The organism is Pseudoruegeria sp. SK021, assembly GCF_002119405.1.
In the GTDB taxonomy this organism is placed as follows: domain Bacteria; phylum Pseudomonadota; class Alphaproteobacteria; order Rhodobacterales; family Rhodobacteraceae; genus Meridianimarinicoccus.
In genome coordinates this window covers 37,281-54,425 of record NZ_MTBG01000009.1, presented here as the reverse complement: position 1 = coordinate 54,425, position 17,145 = coordinate 37,281, and the positions used below count along the sequence as shown (strand labels likewise).

General features: G+C 55.9%; 20 protein-coding genes. 11 read left to right on the top strand and 9 right to left on the bottom strand.

Annotation, left to right across the window (positions count from 1 at the left end; genetic code table 11):
* Window positions 1–34: 34 nt before the first annotated feature.
* On the top strand, window positions 35–355 hold the full coding sequence (gene trxA, locus BV911_RS07905; protein ID WP_086053065.1) for a thioredoxin: 321 nt from the start codon (window positions 35–37) through the stop codon (window positions 353–355).
* 133 nt (window positions 356–488) lie between these two features.
* Window positions 489–1,049: an ATP-dependent protease subunit HslV gene (hslV, locus tag BV911_RS07900; protein ID WP_086053064.1), complete on the top strand. Its 561-nt coding sequence runs from the start codon at window positions 489–491 to the stop codon at window positions 1,047–1,049.
* On the opposite strand, the gene BV911_RS07895 is transcribed toward hslV, so the two are convergent.
* From BV911_RS07895 to BV911_RS07880, 4 genes are all read right to left on the bottom strand, one after another.
* Window positions 1,046–2,275 (bottom strand): MFS transporter, encoded by a 1,230-nt coding sequence (locus tag BV911_RS07895; RefSeq protein ID WP_086053063.1) that lies wholly within the window; start codon window positions 2,273–2,275, stop codon window positions 1,046–1,048. The two genes, hslV and BV911_RS07895, sit on opposite strands and share 4 nt — an antisense overlap.
* A gap of 132 nt (window positions 2,276–2,407) precedes the next feature.
* Window positions 2,408–3,715, bottom strand: coding sequence for an ATP-dependent protease ATPase subunit HslU (hslU, locus tag BV911_RS07890; RefSeq protein ID WP_086053062.1), 1,308 nt, complete (start codon window positions 3,713–3,715; stop codon window positions 2,408–2,410).
* Between the two features lie 78 nt (window positions 3,716–3,793).
* Complete coding sequence (locus tag BV911_RS20365) at window positions 3,794–4,147, bottom strand: Smr/MutS family protein (protein ID WP_371587966.1); 354 nt, start codon at window positions 4,145–4,147, stop codon at window positions 3,794–3,796.
* A 311-nt stretch (window positions 4,148–4,458) separates the two neighbouring features.
* The gene (locus tag BV911_RS07880; protein WP_086053061.1) at window positions 4,459–5,127 is read right to left on the bottom strand and encodes a Tim44/TimA family putative adaptor protein; all 669 of its coding nucleotides are present in this window, start codon (window positions 5,125–5,127) and stop codon (window positions 4,459–4,461) included.
* 103 nt (window positions 5,128–5,230) lie between these two features.
* On the opposite strand from BV911_RS07880, the gene BV911_RS07875 reads away from it, so the two are divergent.
* Window positions 5,231–5,734: an FxsA family protein gene (locus BV911_RS07875; protein ID WP_086053060.1), complete on the top strand. Its 504-nt coding sequence runs from the start codon at window positions 5,231–5,233 to the stop codon at window positions 5,732–5,734.
* An 80-nt stretch (window positions 5,735–5,814) separates the two neighbouring features.
* A complete protein-coding gene (gene secB / locus BV911_RS07870; protein WP_086053059.1) occupies window positions 5,815–6,324 on the top strand; it encodes a protein-export chaperone SecB in 510 nt (169 codons plus the stop codon).
* A gap of 15 nt (window positions 6,325–6,339) precedes the next feature.
* Here the strand turns inward: secB and dnaQ are convergent, their stop codons facing one another.
* Genes dnaQ through BV911_RS07850 form a run of 4 tightly spaced genes read right to left on the bottom strand, consistent with a single transcriptional unit; the run spans window position 6,340 to window position 9,076 of the window.
* On the bottom strand, window positions 6,340–7,062 hold the full coding sequence (dnaQ, locus tag BV911_RS07865) for a DNA polymerase III subunit epsilon (RefSeq protein ID WP_086053058.1): 723 nt from the start codon (window positions 7,060–7,062) through the stop codon (window positions 6,340–6,342).
* Entirely contained in the window at window positions 7,055–7,648 is a 594-nt protein-coding gene (coaE, locus tag BV911_RS07860) for a dephospho-CoA kinase (RefSeq protein ID WP_086053057.1), read from the bottom strand. Before coaE ends, dnaQ begins: the two co-directional genes overlap by 8 nt.
* Complete coding sequence (locus tag BV911_RS07855; RefSeq protein WP_086053056.1) at window positions 7,645–8,472, bottom strand: shikimate dehydrogenase; 828 nt, start codon at window positions 8,470–8,472, stop codon at window positions 7,645–7,647. Before BV911_RS07855 ends, coaE begins: the two co-directional genes overlap by 4 nt.
* A 4-nt stretch (window positions 8,473–8,476) precedes the next feature.
* Entirely contained in the window at window positions 8,477–9,076 is a 600-nt protein-coding gene (locus tag BV911_RS07850) for a nucleoside triphosphate pyrophosphatase (RefSeq protein ID WP_086053055.1), read from the bottom strand.
* A 404-nt stretch (window positions 9,077–9,480) separates the two neighbouring features.
* On the opposite strand from BV911_RS07850, the gene hemJ reads away from it, so the two are divergent.
* The 7 genes from hemJ (at window position 9,481) to BV911_RS07815 (ending at window position 16,876) form a co-directional block, all read left to right on the top strand.
* Entirely contained in the window at window positions 9,481–9,933 is a 453-nt protein-coding gene (gene hemJ / locus BV911_RS07845; protein ID WP_086053054.1) for a protoporphyrinogen oxidase HemJ, read from the top strand.
* A 130-nt stretch (window positions 9,934–10,063) separates the two neighbouring features.
* Window positions 10,064–11,347: a transcription termination factor Rho gene (gene rho / locus BV911_RS07840; RefSeq protein ID WP_086053053.1), complete on the top strand. Its 1,284-nt coding sequence runs from the start codon at window positions 10,064–10,066 to the stop codon at window positions 11,345–11,347.
* Window positions 11,348–11,366: 19 nt separating this feature from the next.
* Window positions 11,367–12,653, top strand: coding sequence for a tRNA uridine-5-carboxymethylaminomethyl(34) synthesis GTPase MnmE (gene mnmE, locus BV911_RS07835; RefSeq protein WP_086053052.1), 1,287 nt, complete (start codon window positions 11,367–11,369; stop codon window positions 12,651–12,653).
* A gap of 12 nt (window positions 12,654–12,665) precedes the next feature.
* Window positions 12,666–14,531, top strand: coding sequence for a tRNA uridine-5-carboxymethylaminomethyl(34) synthesis enzyme MnmG (gene mnmG / locus BV911_RS07830; RefSeq protein ID WP_086053051.1), 1,866 nt, complete (start codon window positions 12,666–12,668; stop codon window positions 14,529–14,531).
* Entirely contained in the window at window positions 14,521–15,156 is a 636-nt protein-coding gene (gene rsmG, locus BV911_RS07825) for a 16S rRNA (guanine(527)-N(7))-methyltransferase RsmG (protein ID WP_240512188.1), read from the top strand. The genes mnmG and rsmG overlap by 11 nt, the downstream gene beginning before the upstream one ends.
* Window positions 15,149–15,949: a ParA family protein gene (locus BV911_RS07820; RefSeq protein WP_086053050.1), complete on the top strand. Its 801-nt coding sequence runs from the start codon at window positions 15,149–15,151 to the stop codon at window positions 15,947–15,949. Before rsmG ends, BV911_RS07820 begins: the two co-directional genes overlap by 8 nt.
* Before the next feature lie 63 nt (window positions 15,950–16,012).
* Window positions 16,013–16,876, top strand: a complete 864-nt coding sequence (locus BV911_RS07815; RefSeq protein ID WP_371587965.1) for a ParB/RepB/Spo0J family partition protein — start codon at window positions 16,013–16,015, stop codon at window positions 16,874–16,876.
* Here the strand turns inward: BV911_RS07815 and BV911_RS07810 are convergent.
* Window positions 16,851–17,144, bottom strand: a complete 294-nt coding sequence (locus BV911_RS07810; protein ID WP_240512187.1) for a YbaN family protein — start codon at window positions 17,142–17,144, stop codon at window positions 16,851–16,853. The genes BV911_RS07815 and BV911_RS07810 overlap by 26 nt on opposite strands.
* Between the last annotated feature and the right edge of the window lies 1 nt (window position 17,145).

Below are 17,145 nucleotides of genomic sequence, written 5' to 3'. Positions count from 1 at the left end.
TCGACATCTGAGTTTTTTCGCCAAGGAGGCACCCATGGCAACCGTAGCAGCCACCGACGACACCTTCGATGAAGTTGTCAAGCAATCCGACATCCCCGTAGTGGTGGATTTCTGGGCCGAATGGTGCGGTCCGTGCAAGCAGATTGGCCCCGCTCTGGAAGAGATCGCCAAGGAAATGGACGGTAAGGTCAAGATCGTGAAGGTCAATGTCGACGAAAACATGAAGACCGCGCAAGAGATGCACATCCGCGGCATCCCGGCGCTGTTCATGTTCAAGGATGGCAAAGTGGTGTCGAACAAGACCGGCGCTGCCCCCAAGGCCGCGCTGCAAAGCTGGATCATGGGCGAGCTGTAATCGCCGCTGGTGATTTCGACAGACCAAACGCCCCGCAGTGCCGGGGCGTTTTCGTAACCGGACCAATCGGGCAAAAGCGCTTGTCGTGCCGCGCCCGGATGCCCATATAGGCCGCCAGAGCATTGGAGGCCCCATGGCAGAGCAACAGTTTCCCGGTTGGCACGGCACCACGATCATCGGCGTTCGCAAGGGCGGCAAGGTCGTGATTGCAGGCGACGGACAGGTCAGCCTTGGCCAGACCGTCATCAAGGGCACCGCCCGCAAAGTGCGCCGGTTATCGCCGGGGGGCTTTGATGTGGTCGCCGGTTTTGCGGGCTCCACCGCAGATGCGTTTACTCTTTTGGAGCGGCTTGAAGCCAAGCTTGAGGCCACGCCGGGCCAACTGGCACGGGCCAGCGTTGAACTGGCCAAGGATTGGCGCACCGACAAATACCTTCAAAAACTAGAAGCCATGCTGATCGTGACCGATGGCACCGAATTGCTGATCATCACCGGCGCGGGCGATGTGCTGTCCCCAGAGCATGACGTGACGGCCATAGGTTCGGGCGGCAACTATGCCTTGGCTGCTGCGCGCGGCTTGATGGAAGCCGATCTGGACGCCGAAGGGATTGCCCGCAAAGCCATGGCGATTGCCGCAGACATCTGCGTCTATACCAACGGCAAGCTGACCGTCGAAAGTATCGACGCGCATTAAGCGGTCGGGCAGGGCGCGCGCCGCAGGGCTTTGAACCCGACCCAGACCAAACCGGAACTGAGCAAGAAATAAACAGCGATCGCGGGCATTTGCCGATCAAACGGAATGCCCGCATCGATCAGCGCGCCGGTCAGGAATGGCCCGATGGCAGTGCCCAGAACCATGATCGCCGTCGCCATCGACCGGTTCGCCCCAAGATGCCGGGTGCCATAGGTTTCGGCCCAGAAGGCCGTCGACAGGGTATTGTTCGCCCCATTCGAAATTCCGATCAAGGCCATACCCATGGCAGCAACGATCAGGCTGTCCGAGCCGCCCAAGATCAGAAACCCCACCGCCATCGGCAGTTGATAGAACGGCATCAGGCGATGCGTTCCGAGACGGTCCAACACTATCCCGGTGGTGATCATTGACGCCACAGCCACCGCGGTGAACAGGGGAAACAACGCCACAAACTGGACATGAGGCCAGCCTTTGACCTCGGCCAAATGCACTTGTTGAAAAAACAGGGCCGTGCCGAATGCCGGTGGCCCAAGGATCAGCGGAATGATGCACCAGAACAGTTTGCTCCGCAGGACCTGCGGCCGCGTCCAGTGACGCCCGTTGAGGCCGGGAGACTGGCTTTGCTGCGCCGCGCTCTGCGGTGTGCGCTCCTCGCGCAGCAAGGCCAGTAGGGCGGGAATGGACAGCAGCGCCATTAGTGCGGCGACCACCCACAGATCGCGCCACGCGAACACCGTCAACAGTGCCGCGAAGATCAGCGGCAGGGACGCTTCACCCAACGACACCCCCAGCGCAACCGTAGACAGCGCGCGGCCGCGTGTGGCCACGAAGTACCGCCCCATAGCGGTGGCCGCGATATGGCTGCTCATGCCCTGCCCAGCCAGCCGCAAGGCCAAGATCACCGGGATCAGCGCCCATGCGGCAGAGACCTGCGACATCGCCAGACTGGCCAGCGCCAACATCGCCAAAACGCAGCTGCCAAGCACCCGAACCCGAAAATGATCCGTCAGGATGCCGGCCCACACCATGATTGTCGCCGAAATTAGGGTTCCGGCGCCATAAATCGACCCCCATTCCCCATGGGAAAGGCCGAATTCCGCCCGGATCTCGCCTGCGAAGGTCGAGATAAAGAACGTCTGGCCGTAGCTGGAGCTGAACATCAACAACGCACCCGCGGCAAGCCAGCGGGCGTTGTCACGCAGAAACGCGATCGAGGGAAGTTTCATATGGAAATGCCTACTGTCGCAGGCGGGACCCTAATGACATTTGCCTGCCTGCCAAGGGTTAGGACCCGCACCCCTGCGAGTCCAGTCCTGACAGATCTCGCGGGGGCGCAGAACGGCCCCCACGACGCGGACTTACAGCATGAAGCGGCTGATATCCGTCGACTGCACCAAATCGCCTAGATGCTTTTGCACAAAGGCGCCGTCCACGACGACCTCACTCCCCGAACGATCCGGCGCGGTGAAGCTGAGTTCTTCGAACACCCGCTCTAGAACCGTATAAAGCCGCCGTGCGCCGATGTTCTCGACACTGCGATTAACCTCTGCCGCAATCTGTGCCAAGGCGGCGATGCCGTCCTCAGTAAAGCTGACGGTGACCCCTTCGGTGCCCATCAACGCAGTGTATTGCAAGGTCAGCGCATTGTCCGTTTCGGTCAGGATGCGGACGAAATCATCTTCGGTCAGGGCGCGCAATTCGACGCGGATCGGCAGACGGCCCTGCAACTCAGGCAAAAGATCCGACGGCTTGGCCACGTGGAACGCGCCGGAGGCAATAAAGAGGATGTGGTCGGTCTTGACCGGGCCGTGCTTGGTGGAAACCACGGTGCCCTCGATCAGCGGCAGCAAGTCGCGCTGCACACCTTCCCGGCTGACGTCGCCACCGCGCGCATCCGCCCGGGCGCAAACTTTATCGATTTCATCGATAAAGACGATGCCGCTTTGCTCCACTGCTTCCAGTGCGGCGCGGGTCACGGACTCATCGTCCAGCAATTTGTCCGCTTCTTCTGACAGCAACAGCTCATAGCTTTGTGCAACGGTCATCTTGCGCCGTACCTTGCGCCCACCCATGGCTTTCCCGAACAGATCGCCAAGGTTCATCATCCCCATATTTCCGCCCGCTTGCCCGGGAATATCCATCATGGACAGGGGGTTTGAGGTATCTGCAACCTCAAGTTCGATCTCATGGCCGTCAAGATCGCCCGACCGCAATTTTTCGCGGAACCGTTCGCGGGTGGCATCCCGGGCATCGGCACCGGCGATCGCCTCAATGACGCGTTCTTCGGCGTTGGCCTGCGCCCGAGATTTGACGTCTTCGCGCATCTGATCCCGGACCATGGCGATCGCGCTATCGACCAAATCGCGGACGATCTGTTCCACGTCACGGCCAACATAGCCGACTTCTGTAAACTTGGTGGCCTCAACCTTCACAAAGGGCGCGCGCGCCAGTTTGGCCAAGCGGCGGCTGATCTCGGTTTTCCCGACGCCTGTCGGTCCGATCATCAAGATGTTCTTTGGGTAAACCTCATCTTGCAGCGACGGATCAAGCTGCTTGCGCCGCCACCGATTGCGCAACGCCACGGCCACAGCCCGTTTTGCGTCCTTCTGACCGATGATAAACCGGTCGAGTTCAGAAACGATTTCGCGGGGAGTCAGGGTGGTCATCAGCTTGGTCCTTGTTGTTCTAGCGCGATGTAAGAGGTTCAGCCGCCGCTGCCAAGGGGAGGCGGCAGATCAAACCGGTTACTTCATGCGCCGCAGGTACACGTAATAGGCACCGTCACCGCCATGACGCAGATGAGCTTGGGTGACCTGTAGGACAATGCTGTTCAGAGGGGGCGTCTGCAGCCAATGAGGCACCTGATGGCGCAGGATGCCGCGCGGGACCGGCACTGGCCCGCCGTCGTCACGATCCTTGCCCTTGCCGGTGATCACCAGAACCAGCCGCTGTTGCCGCGAATAGGCGCCCATCATGAAGCGGTTCAGCACCGGGTGCGCTTGCGACAGGGTCATCCCGTGCAGGTCAATTCGGGCATCCGGACGCAGTTTGCCGCGCTTTAATTTGGTGTGGGTTTTCGCGTCGACCTGCGGCGGCATCGCTGCAAGCCGCTGCGCCAGGGGCGGAACGAGATCGTGTCCGCGGGTCGAAGGCGGCGCGGCACTGCCGATCCGAAACAGGTGCTGCGCTTTTGGGGGAAGACCCTCATCACGCTTTTGTGGCGACTTGGGTCGCACAACGGGTGGTGCCGTTTTTACTACGTCGTCAATTGGTGCGCTGTTTGGCCGGATCGGGGTGACATTTTCTGCCACCCGTTTCCATAAGGCACGGTCTTCTTCAGACAGCTTTCCAGATCGACGACGCGCCACCAAGTCACCCGAGAACGATCAGATCGCAACCACGGCGCATATTATTCGCCTGTGGCGACAAGATGCCAGTTTGGATCGTCGGTGCCCATAACCCGGCTGAACGTCCACGTATCGCGTTGACGTTTGATTTCCGTCGGGCTGCCTTCAACAACATCACCAGACAGGTTTTTCACCACCGATGTCAGTTCAGCAACAAACCGAACCGTCAGATCGGCCTCGGCGCTGGTTTGGTCGAAGGTCGCATCCATCAATTTGACGTCCCGCAGGCCAACGAATGTCGCTTCGACATTCAGGCCTTGCTGCGTTCGCTCGTCAATAACGGCCGAGAAGCTTTCATACACCTCAGGCGACAGGAAATCTTTCACGCTGGACAGATCACCGCTTTCGAACGCCATGAGGATCATCTCATACGCGCCGCGCGCGCCCTGAAGGAATGGGCCCACCACGAAATCGTCATCGACCTTTTTCATTTCGGCGAGGGCCTTGGCGGCCGCAGAATGCTCGTCCACGTGGTCGATGATATCGTGATCCGGGCCGCCTTCGATCACTTCAAACCCGCCAGCGCGAGTGTTGCGGGTGTCGGGTGTCTCGGCGGCCGGCGTTGTCGGCTTTTCGAACCCCTCCCGGGTGCCCAGCACATTCTTCAGGCGCAGAATCAAAAAAATCGCAACGCCAGCAAGAACGAGTAATTGGAGCAAGGCAGAGCTCATGTTCACCTCATAGGGCAGAAGGATGGTAACAACAGACAGTCTTCCTTATGTAGTTGACGGGGGACGCCAAGTCCACCAACAGACCTGACCTATCGAGGGATACATGCGGCTGCTTTTCATCTTCATCCTCATTCCGCTGATTGAGATTGCACTATTTGTGACGGTCGGTGACCTGATTGGCCTCTGGCCGACCTTGCTGATCGTGCTGGCAACAGCCGTGATTGGGACGTCTCTTGTCCGCAGTCAGGGCCTGAGCGTGATGCGCGATATCCAGACATCGATGGACCGCCTCGACAATCCTGCGGCACCTTTGGCGCATGGCGCCATGATCCTGCTCTCCGGCATTTTGTTGGTGACACCGGGTTTCTTCACCGATTTCGTCGGGTTCGCCCTGTTGGTGCCCAAGGTTCGCGACCACGTCTTCAACCTGATCCGCAGCCGGATCACCATCAACGGTGTTCAAATGAATGCCGCATCGCGTGGACCGGGCAGGGGCAGTGCAGGCCGCGCCGCGGGCGATGTCATCGACGGTGAATTCCGCGAGATCGACCCCGACAGCCTGCCGCCGCGCCCCGGCAACCATCCCTCGGGCTGGAAACAAGATTAACCACACGCGCTGTCCGGTTGTGGTGGCGATACCGACCTGATAATCAGCGGGCAATTCGTTCCTAGCTCTGGAGAGATCTTATGGCTGATGCCCCGAACGGTGCTGCGCCCCAACCGACCCAAGTCAAGATGCAGGTCCTTGGCCAGTTCATCCGCGACTTGTCGTTCGAAAATATCGTGGCCCAAAAGGGCATTAACGGCGATGTGAAACCGGACGTTCAGGTTCAGGTCAACCTCGACGCCAAAAAGCGTCCCGCCGACAAGCAATACGAAGTGATCACAAAATTCGTGGTGACCTCGAAAAACAAGGAAACGGGCGACGTCCTGTTCGCTCTTGAGCTTGATTATGGCGGAATTTTCCTGATCGACGGCATTCCTGAGACTCAGCTGCATCCGTTTCTGATGATCGAATGCCCGCGGATGCTGTTTCCGTTTGTGCGCCGGATCGTGTCGGACGTGACCCGCGATGGTGGCTTCCCGCCGCTGAACCTTGATACCGTCGACTTTATGGGTATCTATCGCAACGAAATGGAACGTCGCGCCAAAGTTCAGGCGGAAAACACCGTTCCTCAGGATGCGCCGATCTCCTGATCCGAACTGATTGCTTTAGGGCTTGGCGGATCCGTCCGCCCGGCCCGCCATAACAGTCCAGACCGCCTTGTCCCCCATGGATTGAACGAAGGCGTCATGTGCCGCGCGCTCCTCATCTGTGAGACGCGGGGGCAGGGGGTTGGGCCGTGGTCGCGGACGCCAGTCTCCGGTCGCCACAGCATCCCGAACCTTAATGGCAGGACGCGCGTCCAGAACCAATCCGGGCTGCCGCCCACCGATCAGTTCCAGATAGACTTCCGCAAGAATTTCCGAGTCTAGCAGCGCCCCGTGCTTTTCGCGGGCCGAGTTATCAATGCCGAACCTGCGGCACAAGGCATCCAGCGACGAGGGCGAGCCCGGAAATTTGCGCCGCGCAATCGCCAGCGTATCAATTGCGCGCGCGTTCTGTAACTTTGGCATCCCGGCCCGATCCAGTTCCGCATTCAGGAATTTCATGTCAAAGGCGGCATTGTGGATCACGAGCTTTGCATCGCCACAGAATTCATGGAACGCCATGCCCACCTCCCGAAAGAGCGGCTTATCCGCCAGAAACTCGGCGCTGAGACCGTGAACTGCGAACGCGTCTGCCGGCATGTCACGTTGGGGGTTGATATACTGATGATAGGTCCGGCCAGTGGGCATGTGGTTCTCTAGTTCGACACACCCGATCTCAACGATCCGATCGCCGTTATACGCATCAAAACCGGTGGTTTCGGTATCAAGAACGATCTCACGCATTCTGGCCTCGTATCTGGTCGATGATTGCCGCGACGGCGGATCTCGCCGTGGGCATATCCGTTGTTTCTATCACATAATCGGCCCGCTGCCGCTTTTCGGCATCGGGGATTTGGCGGGCAAGAATGGCCTCGAACTGGGCATCCGTCATGCCCGGTCGCGCCAAAACCCGGGCACGCTGCACAGCCGGCGGCGCAGAGACGACAATTACCGCATCCATATCCCCGTGTCTGCCCGTCTCGAACAGAAGCGGAATATCCAGAACAACGATATCACTCTCAGCCGCGCTTAAAAACCGGACGCGATCTTCGGCAACCAACGGATGCACCACTGCTTCGATCTGGTCAAAGGCGGTGGGATCGGTCGCGATCCAATCTTTCAGGGCAGGGCGTGACACGGCACCGGCCACGATCGCCTCGGGTCGAAGCGCGCGCAGTGGTGCCACCGCCGCGCCGCCCGCGGCATAGAGACGATGCACTGCGGCGTCCGCATCCCAGACCGCGCAGCCCGCTTCTGCAAACAAGCGCGCGGTGGTTGATTTTCCCATACCGATGGAGCCGGTCAGACCAAGAACGTAAGGCCGCCTCATGGGCGCAACATGACGTCCCGAAGCGCGTCCGTCACATCTGGACGCTGACCAAACCACGCCTCAAAGCCGGGGACCGCTTGATGCAGCAGCATTCCAAGGCCATCTACCGTCTTGGCCCCAGCTGCGGCGGCGGCGATCAGGAAAGATGTATCAAGAGGCGTATAAACCAGATCCGTCGCGATCGCACCGGGCTGTAGCCCGCGCAGGGGCACGTCAAAGGGTGGTTGTCCGCTCATCCCAAGCGAGGTCGTATTGACCACGGTCACAGCCCCGTTCAGGCCGATGCGAGGCGCATCCCAATCGATCACCCGAACTTTTGGTCCGAATGTATGTGCCAACGCTTCGGCCCGGGCCCGGGTCCGGTTCGCCAGCCGCAATTCTGGCACACCTTCTTCCAACAGACTGTCAATCACTGCCCGCGCCGCGCCACCAGCCCCGAACACCATGGCTGGTCCCTGATCTGCCTTCCACTCAGGCCGAGCTGCCTTAATATTCTGGATAAACCCATAGCCATCCGTGCTGTCGGCCGAGATCCGTCCATCGGGATGGAACACCAATGTGTTGGCTGAACCCATTCTGGCGGCGCGTTCTGTCACCTCGTCGGCAAGGGATACCGCGACCTCCTTGTGCGGGATCGTGACATTTGCACCAACGAACCCCGCCAGTGGTAAGGTCCGCAGCACCCGCTCAAAGTCACCCGCGGCTACATCCAACGGCACGTAATGGCCGGAAATCCCGTAGAACTTTAGCCAATGACCATGTAATCGTGGCGACTTGCTATGTCCGATCGGATGGCCGATCACACCTGCCAAAGGTATTTTCATAGTGTCATCCCGGCAAATCTCCTCTTTCGGTCAAATACGCCAGCAACTCTAGAAGCGGAAGACCAAGAACATTGAAATAGTCGCCGTCAACCTTGCTAAACAGACGGATCCCTTCCTCTTCCAACTTGTAACTTCCGACCGAATCTTGAATCCCGGGCCAGTTTCGGTCGAGATATGCGGCTAGGTAGGCGTCACTGAATGTCCGCATCTGCAAACGGACCATCCCAACATGGCGCCAGATTGGGCGACCGTTCTGGTAAAGAACCGCAGCGGACAGCAGATTATGGCGATCACCGCATAAAGCACGCAGCTGCTGTTCCGCCTCCAAGCGGGTTGTCGCCTTTGCCAGCAAGCTGCCGCGATGATCCAAGACCTGATCACAGCCAAGAACCAGACGCCCTGGATGCTTGTCACTGACCTTGCGCGCTTTCATCTCGGCCAAGAGATCTGCGATGTCACGCGGCGCGGCCTGTTCCGCCAGCATACTGGCGCGAACCGAATCTTCATCAATCCGCGCAACACTCACTTCGACCGGGACGCCAGCTTGTTCCAGCAAACGACGTCTGATCTTGGAGCCAGAGGCAAGAAGCAGGGGGGGCTGCATGTGGATATTCCTGTATGGGACTCGGTCTAAGCCTCGTTGATGACAGGGGTGTAACCCGCGTGCCAGCAGCAATGCCGACAGATCCACCGATTTGTTCAGTTCAAGACTCCACGTTAATCCACAGTGGACAAGGTTTTGGGATAACATTTACGAAAGATTAAGATTCACCCATTACCCACCGACTTATCCACAGGCCGCGAACAAGTTGAAATTTTTAACATCTTATTTCAAAAAGATTTTTTTATTTTGTCATGGCCAATCTCTGTCCAAGACAAAGAACAGTCCACATGGGGTAAACCTGTGTGTAACTGTTTAATCCACACTGCCCACAGGACCTACGACATCATCATCTTTTCATTTCTTTCTATATTATAGATAGAGAGGGAGACCGAACGGGGGCCTCCTTGATCCAACTCCTCTCAGACTCGTATTTTTGGACAAAATCTCTCCATGTGATCTCTGTGATCTCTTGGATGGCAGGGTTGCTTTACCTGCCCAGACTGTTCGTCTATCACGTAGAACAGGTTCAGTCTGGATCAGACACAGACCAGTTGTTTCAGACCATGGAACGAAAACTGCTGCGTGCGATCATGAACCCTGCAATGATCGCAACCTGGGTGTTCGGCCTTTGTTTGGTTTTAACGCCCGGTGTTGTCGATTGGAACTCTTTTTGGCCTTGGATCAAGGCGTTATCGGTTTTGACGATGACTTGGTTTCACCATTGGCTTGGATTACGTCGGAAAGATTTCGTTCGCGGGACCAATACCAGAAGCGGGCGCACCTACCGCTTGATGAACGAGGTGCCGACCCTGCTTATGGTCCTGATTGTTGTGTCGGTGATTGCACGGCCATTCTAAGCATTTGGGAAGACGATTGACTCCGCGTAGCGAACCGCCTATCTGGGGACCTTGACGAGCGTTCGCTCTGTTTTCTTCCCAACCCCTTCTCAACGGACTTTGCCGACGATCTGGCAAAGAGGTATGCTCGATGAATATTTCGGTCACTCAGGAAAAGCTGAATCTGGCGGACCTGAAGGTCAAGTCTCCGCAAGACCTTTTGGCGATGGCCGAGGAGCTTGATATCGAGAACGCCTCCACGATGCGGAAGGGCGAGATGATGTTCCAGATTCTGCGCGAACGCGCAGATGAAGGTTGGGAAGTCTCCGGTGACGGGGTGATTGAAGTTTTGCAGGACGGATTCGGATTTTTGCGCTCTCCCGAGGCGAACTATCTGCCCGGACCTGATGACATCTATGTCTCCCCGGATATGATTCGACGGTTCTCGCTTCGCACGGGCGACACTGTAGAGGGTGTGATTCAAGCACCGCTTGAGGCCGAACGTTATTTTTGCATGACCATGGTCACCAAGATCAACTTTGAGGACCCCGAAAAGGCCCGTCACAAGATTAACTTCGACAACCTCACGCCGCTATACCCCGACGAGCGGATGACAATGGAAATCGAGGATCCGACGATTAAGGATCGCTCAGCCCGGATCATTGATCTGGTGGCGCCGATTGGTAAAGGGCAGCGGTCCTTGATCGTGGCACCGCCTCGTACTGGTAAAACGGTGCTGCTGCAGAATATCGCCGCATCCATCGAAAGGAACCATCCTGAGTGCTATCTGATCGTTCTGCTAATCGATGAGCGGCCAGAAGAAGTGACCGACATGCAGCGCTCTGTGAAGGGCGAGGTGGTGTCCTCCACCTTCGACGAACCTGCCACGCGCCACGTCGGGGTTTCAGAGATGGTGATCGAGAAGGCCAAACGACTTGTCGAACATAAGCGGGATGTTGTGATCCTTCTGGATTCGATCACGCGTTTGGGGCGTGCCTATAACACCGTGGTTCCGTCCTCCGGGAAGGTTCTGACCGGTGGTGTCGACGCAAACGCGCTCCAACGACCAAAAAGATTTTTTGGTGCGGCGCGAAACATCGAAGAGGGTGGGTCGCTGACGATCATCGCAACGGCGCTGATCGATACCGGCTCGCGAATGGACGAAGTGATCTTCGAAGAGTTCAAGGGTACCGGCAACTCCGAGATCGTGTTGGATCGCAAAGTGGCGGACAAGCGTGTCTTCCCGGCGATGGATATCTTGAAATCGGGAACGCGCAAAGAAGAGCTTTTGGTTGATAAGGTTAATTTGCAGAAGACCTTCGTTCTTCGACGCATCCTGAATCCGATGGGCACCACCGATGGAATCGAGTTCCTAATCTCGAAGCTGCGGCAGACCAAGTCCAATGCGGAATTCTTTGAATCCATGAATACCTGATATAGTGTAGAGACGAGTAATGGATACCATATATGCTCTAGCTTCCGCTCAGGGCAAGGCCGGTGTTGCCGTTGTTCGTGTCTCTGGCCCCAATGCATTTCTGGCAGTGTCAGTTTTGGCAGGGCGACTACCGGCGGTCAGACGCGCATCGCTCATGTCTCTCCGAGATCAGGAAGGCGGGCTTCTTGATCATGCCCTGGTTCTGGTTTTCGCCAAGGGGGGTAGTTTTACTGGGGAAGAATCGGCGGAATTTCAGTTACATGGAAGTCGCGCGACCGTATCCGCAGTTCTTCGGGCACTGTCGGATATCGATGGACTGCGCTTGGCCAATCCTGGAGAGTTTACGCGACGCGCCCTAGAAAACGGCCGGATGGATTTGACCGAGGTCGAAGGACTGGCAGATCTGATTGACGCGGAAACAGAGGCACAACGACGGCAAGCGCTGCGCGTATTCTCCGGGGCCCTCGGCGCACGCACCAGCAAGTGGCGCGCAAATCTGGTCCGCGCGCTGGCTTTACTGGAGGTAACAATCGATTTTTCCGACGAAGACGTCCCGGTTGACGTTTTTCCAGAAGTGTTGGAACTGGTCACGTCTGTTCGTCAGGATATTTCGGAGCAGGTCGCCGGCGTTGCCGTTGCCGAAAGAATTCGCGATGGATTTGAGGTCGCGATTATGGGACCGCCTAATATCGGAAAATCTACGTTACTCAATGCACTTGCAGGTCGTGATGCCGCGCTGACGTCCGAGATTGCGGGGACGACACGGGACGTGATTGAGGTACGGATGGATCTCCACGGACTTCCAGTAACTTTTTTGGACACGGCCGGCCTCCGCAAGACAGATGATAAAATCGAAGCGTTAGGGATTGAACGCGCTTTAGAACGGGCAGATGCGGCCGATATCAGGGTTGTTCTGTCTGACTCGAAGTCGGATGTCGAAGTCAAGCTCTCCCCGGGTGATATTATCCTGAAAGGCAAGGCGGATCTGTCGATGGAGTCGTCAGATGGTATTTCAGGGCGAACGGGTCAAGGCGTAAGTGATCTTTTGGCTAGAATTTCAAACGAGCTTATGATGCGCACCCAATCGGCTGGGCTAGCGGTTCACGAACGACACAGAATTGCGATGACGATGACCGTAGGGCTTTTGATGTCTGTAGAAAAAGGCATAGTGGATGGCAGTAGTCATACAGAGTTGGCGGCAGAGGATCTGCGGCATGCGGTCACGGCACTCGACGCGCTTGTTGGAAAAGTCGATATCGAACAAGTTCTAGACGAAATCTTCCGAAGCTTCTGCCTCGGGAAATAAGGAGTGTTCCACGTGAAACATATGTTTGACGTTGTGGTCGTCGGAGGCGGGCATGCAGGATGTGAGGCTGCGCATATTGCCGCGCGGATGGGTGCAAAAGTTGCCCTCGTCACTCTCGATAAACGTGGGATAGGGACTATGTCATGTAATCCTGCGATCGGTGGCCTCGGAAAGGGCCATTTGGTGCGGGAGATCGATGCCCTGGATGGGGTTATGGGACGTGTGGCTGATAAAGCGGGAATTCAGTTTCGACTGTTAAATCGTAGCAAAGGCCCAGCTGTCCAAGGACCGCGATCACAATCCGACAGACAGATCTATCGTACACAGATGCAGATTGAACTCAACAATTTGCCTAACCTGACCATTGTGGAAGGGGAGGTCACGGATCTCTGTATGAATGGTTCAATACTGACAGGCGTTTGCCTAGCGAATGGTACTGAGCTAATCGCGCCCGCTGTGGTGATTACGACCGGAACCTTTTTACACGGCATTATCCATATCGGTGATAAGGCGCATCCAGGAGGTAGAATTGGCGAAGCTCCGTCCAACCGTCTCGCTGACCGATTTAAGGATCTCTCTCTTCCCTTGGGGCGGTTGAAAACAGGCACGCCTCCGCGCCTCGATGGCCGCACGATTGACTGGAGCATCCTTGAATCCCAACCCGGTGACGATGACCCAGTTTTTCTGTCCTTCCAGACACAATCCACATCTGCGCGCCAAGTAAACTGTGGCATCACCCATACGAATATTAAGACTCATGAAATCATCCAAGCAAACTTGTCACGATCTGCAATGTACGGGGGGCATATAGATGGCACGGGCCCTCGTTATTGCCCGTCGATTGAAGATAAGGTAACGCGATTTTCTGGAAAAGATAGTCACCAAATCTTTTTGGAGCCGGAAGGCGTGAACGATACGACCGTGTATCCGAATGGAATTTCTACGTCTCTACCCGTTGATGTTCAGGAACAATACATCGCATCCATTCGAGGGCTGGAGCAGGCCAAGATCGTCCAGCCAGGTTACGCCATTGAGTACGATTTTATTGATCCACGTGCCCTTGGCACGTCATTGCAATTATTATCACAACCTGGCTTATATTTAGCGGGTCAAATCAATGGAACCACGGGTTACGAGGAAGCCGCCGCTCAGGGATTGGTCGCAGGGATGAATGCGGTTCGCTTCGCGATGGACTTGGAAGCGATAACCTTCAGCCGATCTCAGTCCTATATCGGCGTATTGATCGACGATCTGACGACCCGAGGTGTGTCTGAACCCTATCGAATGTTCACCTCTCGTGCGGAATTCCGTCTTTCATTGCGGGCGGATAACGCGGATCAAAGGCTGACGCCAATGGGGATGGAGATTGGTTGCGTGGGTGAAAATCGTATCGCCTCTTTCTCAGGTAAACTGGAGCAGTTACAACGGCAGCGCTCGGTTCTTTCGGACGAATCTTGGGCGCCATCCCAAATTCAAGCAGCGGGAATTAGTATCAGCGCGGGTGGCGGTCGACGTAATAGTCTCGATCTTCTGTCATTTCCGAATGTGAATTTTTCACACATTGTAGCGCTGAATCCCGCTCATGCTACGATCCCGACTTATATCCAAGATCAATTGTGGTGCGATGCGTTGTACTCAAAGTATCTTGCGCGCCAAGAAAGAGATGTCGCACTTCTTCAAAGTGAAGAAGCGCTCAGCATTCCCGAAAACTTCGTATTTGACGGACTTCCTGGCCTCTCAAACGAACTAAAAAGTAAGTTGAATTTGGTCCGGCCTTCCTCGATTGCTCAGGCGGGTAGAATTGAGGGAATGACGCCTGCAGCGCTGACCTTAATTTTGTCTCGGATCCGATCGCGAGGACAAGTACGTGGGCTATAATTCTTTGAGGCCATCTGAAGGCGGGGTCGGATTTAAGGTTTCACGTGAAACATTGGATCGCCTAATTATATTCGAGAAATTGGTGCGGAAGTGGACCGCGTCGATCAACCTTGTGTCTAAGCGTTCTCTAGACGAGCTTTGGGTTCGGCATATCGTGGACTCAGCTCAGGTCTTTCAGGTTATGGCTCCGATCAAGGGGCGATGGGTGGATTTGGGCTCCGGTGGCGGATTTCCAGGCGCCGTCGTCGCAATTTTGGCAATAGAGCTGGCACCAGAATTGCGTGTCGTGTGTGTTGAAAGCGATCAACGTAAATCGACCTTCTTAAGGGCTGTTTCACGTGAAACAGGAGCCAATTTTAGCGTGGTGTCGCAAAGGATTGAAGATGTCCCGCCATTGGAGGCTGATTACTTGAGTGCGCGAGCCTTGGCGGCGTTACCGCTGCTTTTGGAACTGAGTGAACGCCATCTTAAGTCCAACGGGACCGGTATTTTCCCCAAGGGTGAATCCGTTGCATCGGAATTGACGGAAGCGCGAAAAAACTGGAGATTCCATCTTGAGAGTATTACTAGTACGACAGACCCAAAGTCTGTTCTCTTGAAGATTGGAGCGTTAACTCGTGCCTGAATTTCCAAAACCCAGGATCGTGGCAATTGCCAATCAGAAGGGCGGTGTCGGAAAAACCACCACGACGATTAATTTAGCGGCTGCACTTGAGAAGCGTGGTTTCTCGAGCTTAATCGTCGATATCGATCCACAAGGAAATGCCTCAACCGGGCTGGGAGTTCACGTCGAGGCCCGTCGGAAAACAACTTATGATCTTCTCGTAGATGGAGCGGATCCGAGCGATGTCCTAATGTCGACTGATATCCCGGGAATCCTGATTGCACCAGCAACAACGGATCTATCGTCGGCTGATATTGAACTGTTCGCGAATGAGCGTCGAAGCTTTCTTTTGCGCGATATTTTGCGAGGTCCAGTGATCTCGGGACTGGAAATCGACTACATCTTGATCGATTGCCCTCCGTCTTTGAACCTTCTGACAGTCAATGCAATGGTCGCGGCACATTCGATTTTAATCCCACTTCAAAGTGAATTTTTCGCGTTGGAGGGCCTGTCACAGTTGATGTTGACGATCCGAGAAGTTCGGCAGACCGCCAATCCGGACCTTCGGATTGAAGGTGTGCTTCTGACCATGCACGATCAGCGGAATCGCTTGGCACAGCAGGTCGAAGCAGATGCGCGGGAAACCCTAGGCGATATGGTGTTTAAGACCGTCGTTCCGAGAAACGTCCGGGTCTCTGAGGCACCGTCGCATGCGGTTCCGGTGATAGACTATGATCCCACTTCCAAAGGAAGTATGGCGTATAAATCCTTGGCAGAAGAGATAATAGCGCGCTATCACAAGATTGACGCATAAGATTGGGGCAGAGACGTGATGAACAGGGATAAACGCGGATTGGGGCGAGGACTTTCCGCATTAATGGCCGATGTCGGCATGCATGATAGCGCTGAGACGCATGCGAGGGTCCGTCCGGAAACTGTGCTCGCGATAGAGCAGATCGCTCCGAATCCAGACCAGCCACGTCGTACGTTTACAGAAGAAAACCTTCGTGAGTTGGCTGAATCCATCCGAACGAAAGGCGTCCTGCAGCCGCTAATCGTACGCCGAAAGGTAACGGGGCAAGCACAATTCCAAATTGTCGCCGGTGAACGGCGTTGGCGGGCAGCCCAGATTGCCCAACTTCATGAACTTCCTGTTGTCGTTCGCGAACTTTCGGATGTGGAAGTTTTAGAAATTGCGATCATCGAGAATATTCAACGGGCAGATCTGAACCCCGTTGAGGAGGCCGCCGGGTTTCGCCAGCTGATGGATCGTTTCGGTCACACGCAAGAGAAATTGGCAGAAGCGCTTGGTAAAAGTCGAAGCCATATTGCGAACTTGCTGCGCTTACTGCAGCTTCCAGAAGACGTTCTGCAAATGCTGGTCGACGGTCGGTTGTCTGCCGGTCATGCTCGGGCACTGATTACGACGGAAGACCCAATTGGATTGGCGCGTATTGTGATCGCAAAGGGGCTATCTGTTCGAGAAACAGAGCGTCTAGCGCGCGATGAAGGTGCCAAGAAATCGGCACCCACTGAGACGGTGACCAACTCACGCCAAGAGAAAGATGCCGACACGCGGGTGTTAGAGCAAGATCTGGCGGCAAATTTGGGGATGAAAGTGTCAATTTCACAGTCATCAGGGCGGGAATCTGGAACCGTGACTATCGCTTATGGATCATTTGATCAACTCGACGAGTTGTGCCGAGTGCTGAGCCTTAGCCCGACGGCCGGGACCATATAAACCCAAGGCAGGCAAGCAGGACCGCGCCTTGGCATGCCAGTAGGGTCGGGCTTAACCCAAATAGGATCGAGCCCGAAAATGCGACGCACATCGAGCCCGTGGCCAGCCATTTTGCTTTTTTGCGGATGGCGCCACGGTGCTGCCAGTCTTCGATATGTGGGCCAAACACTGGGTGGTTTATGATCCAGAAATGCAGTTTCGGTGATGACTTTCCGAAGCAATACGCAGCAAGGATCATGAACGGGACTGTCGGCAATAGGGGAAGCATA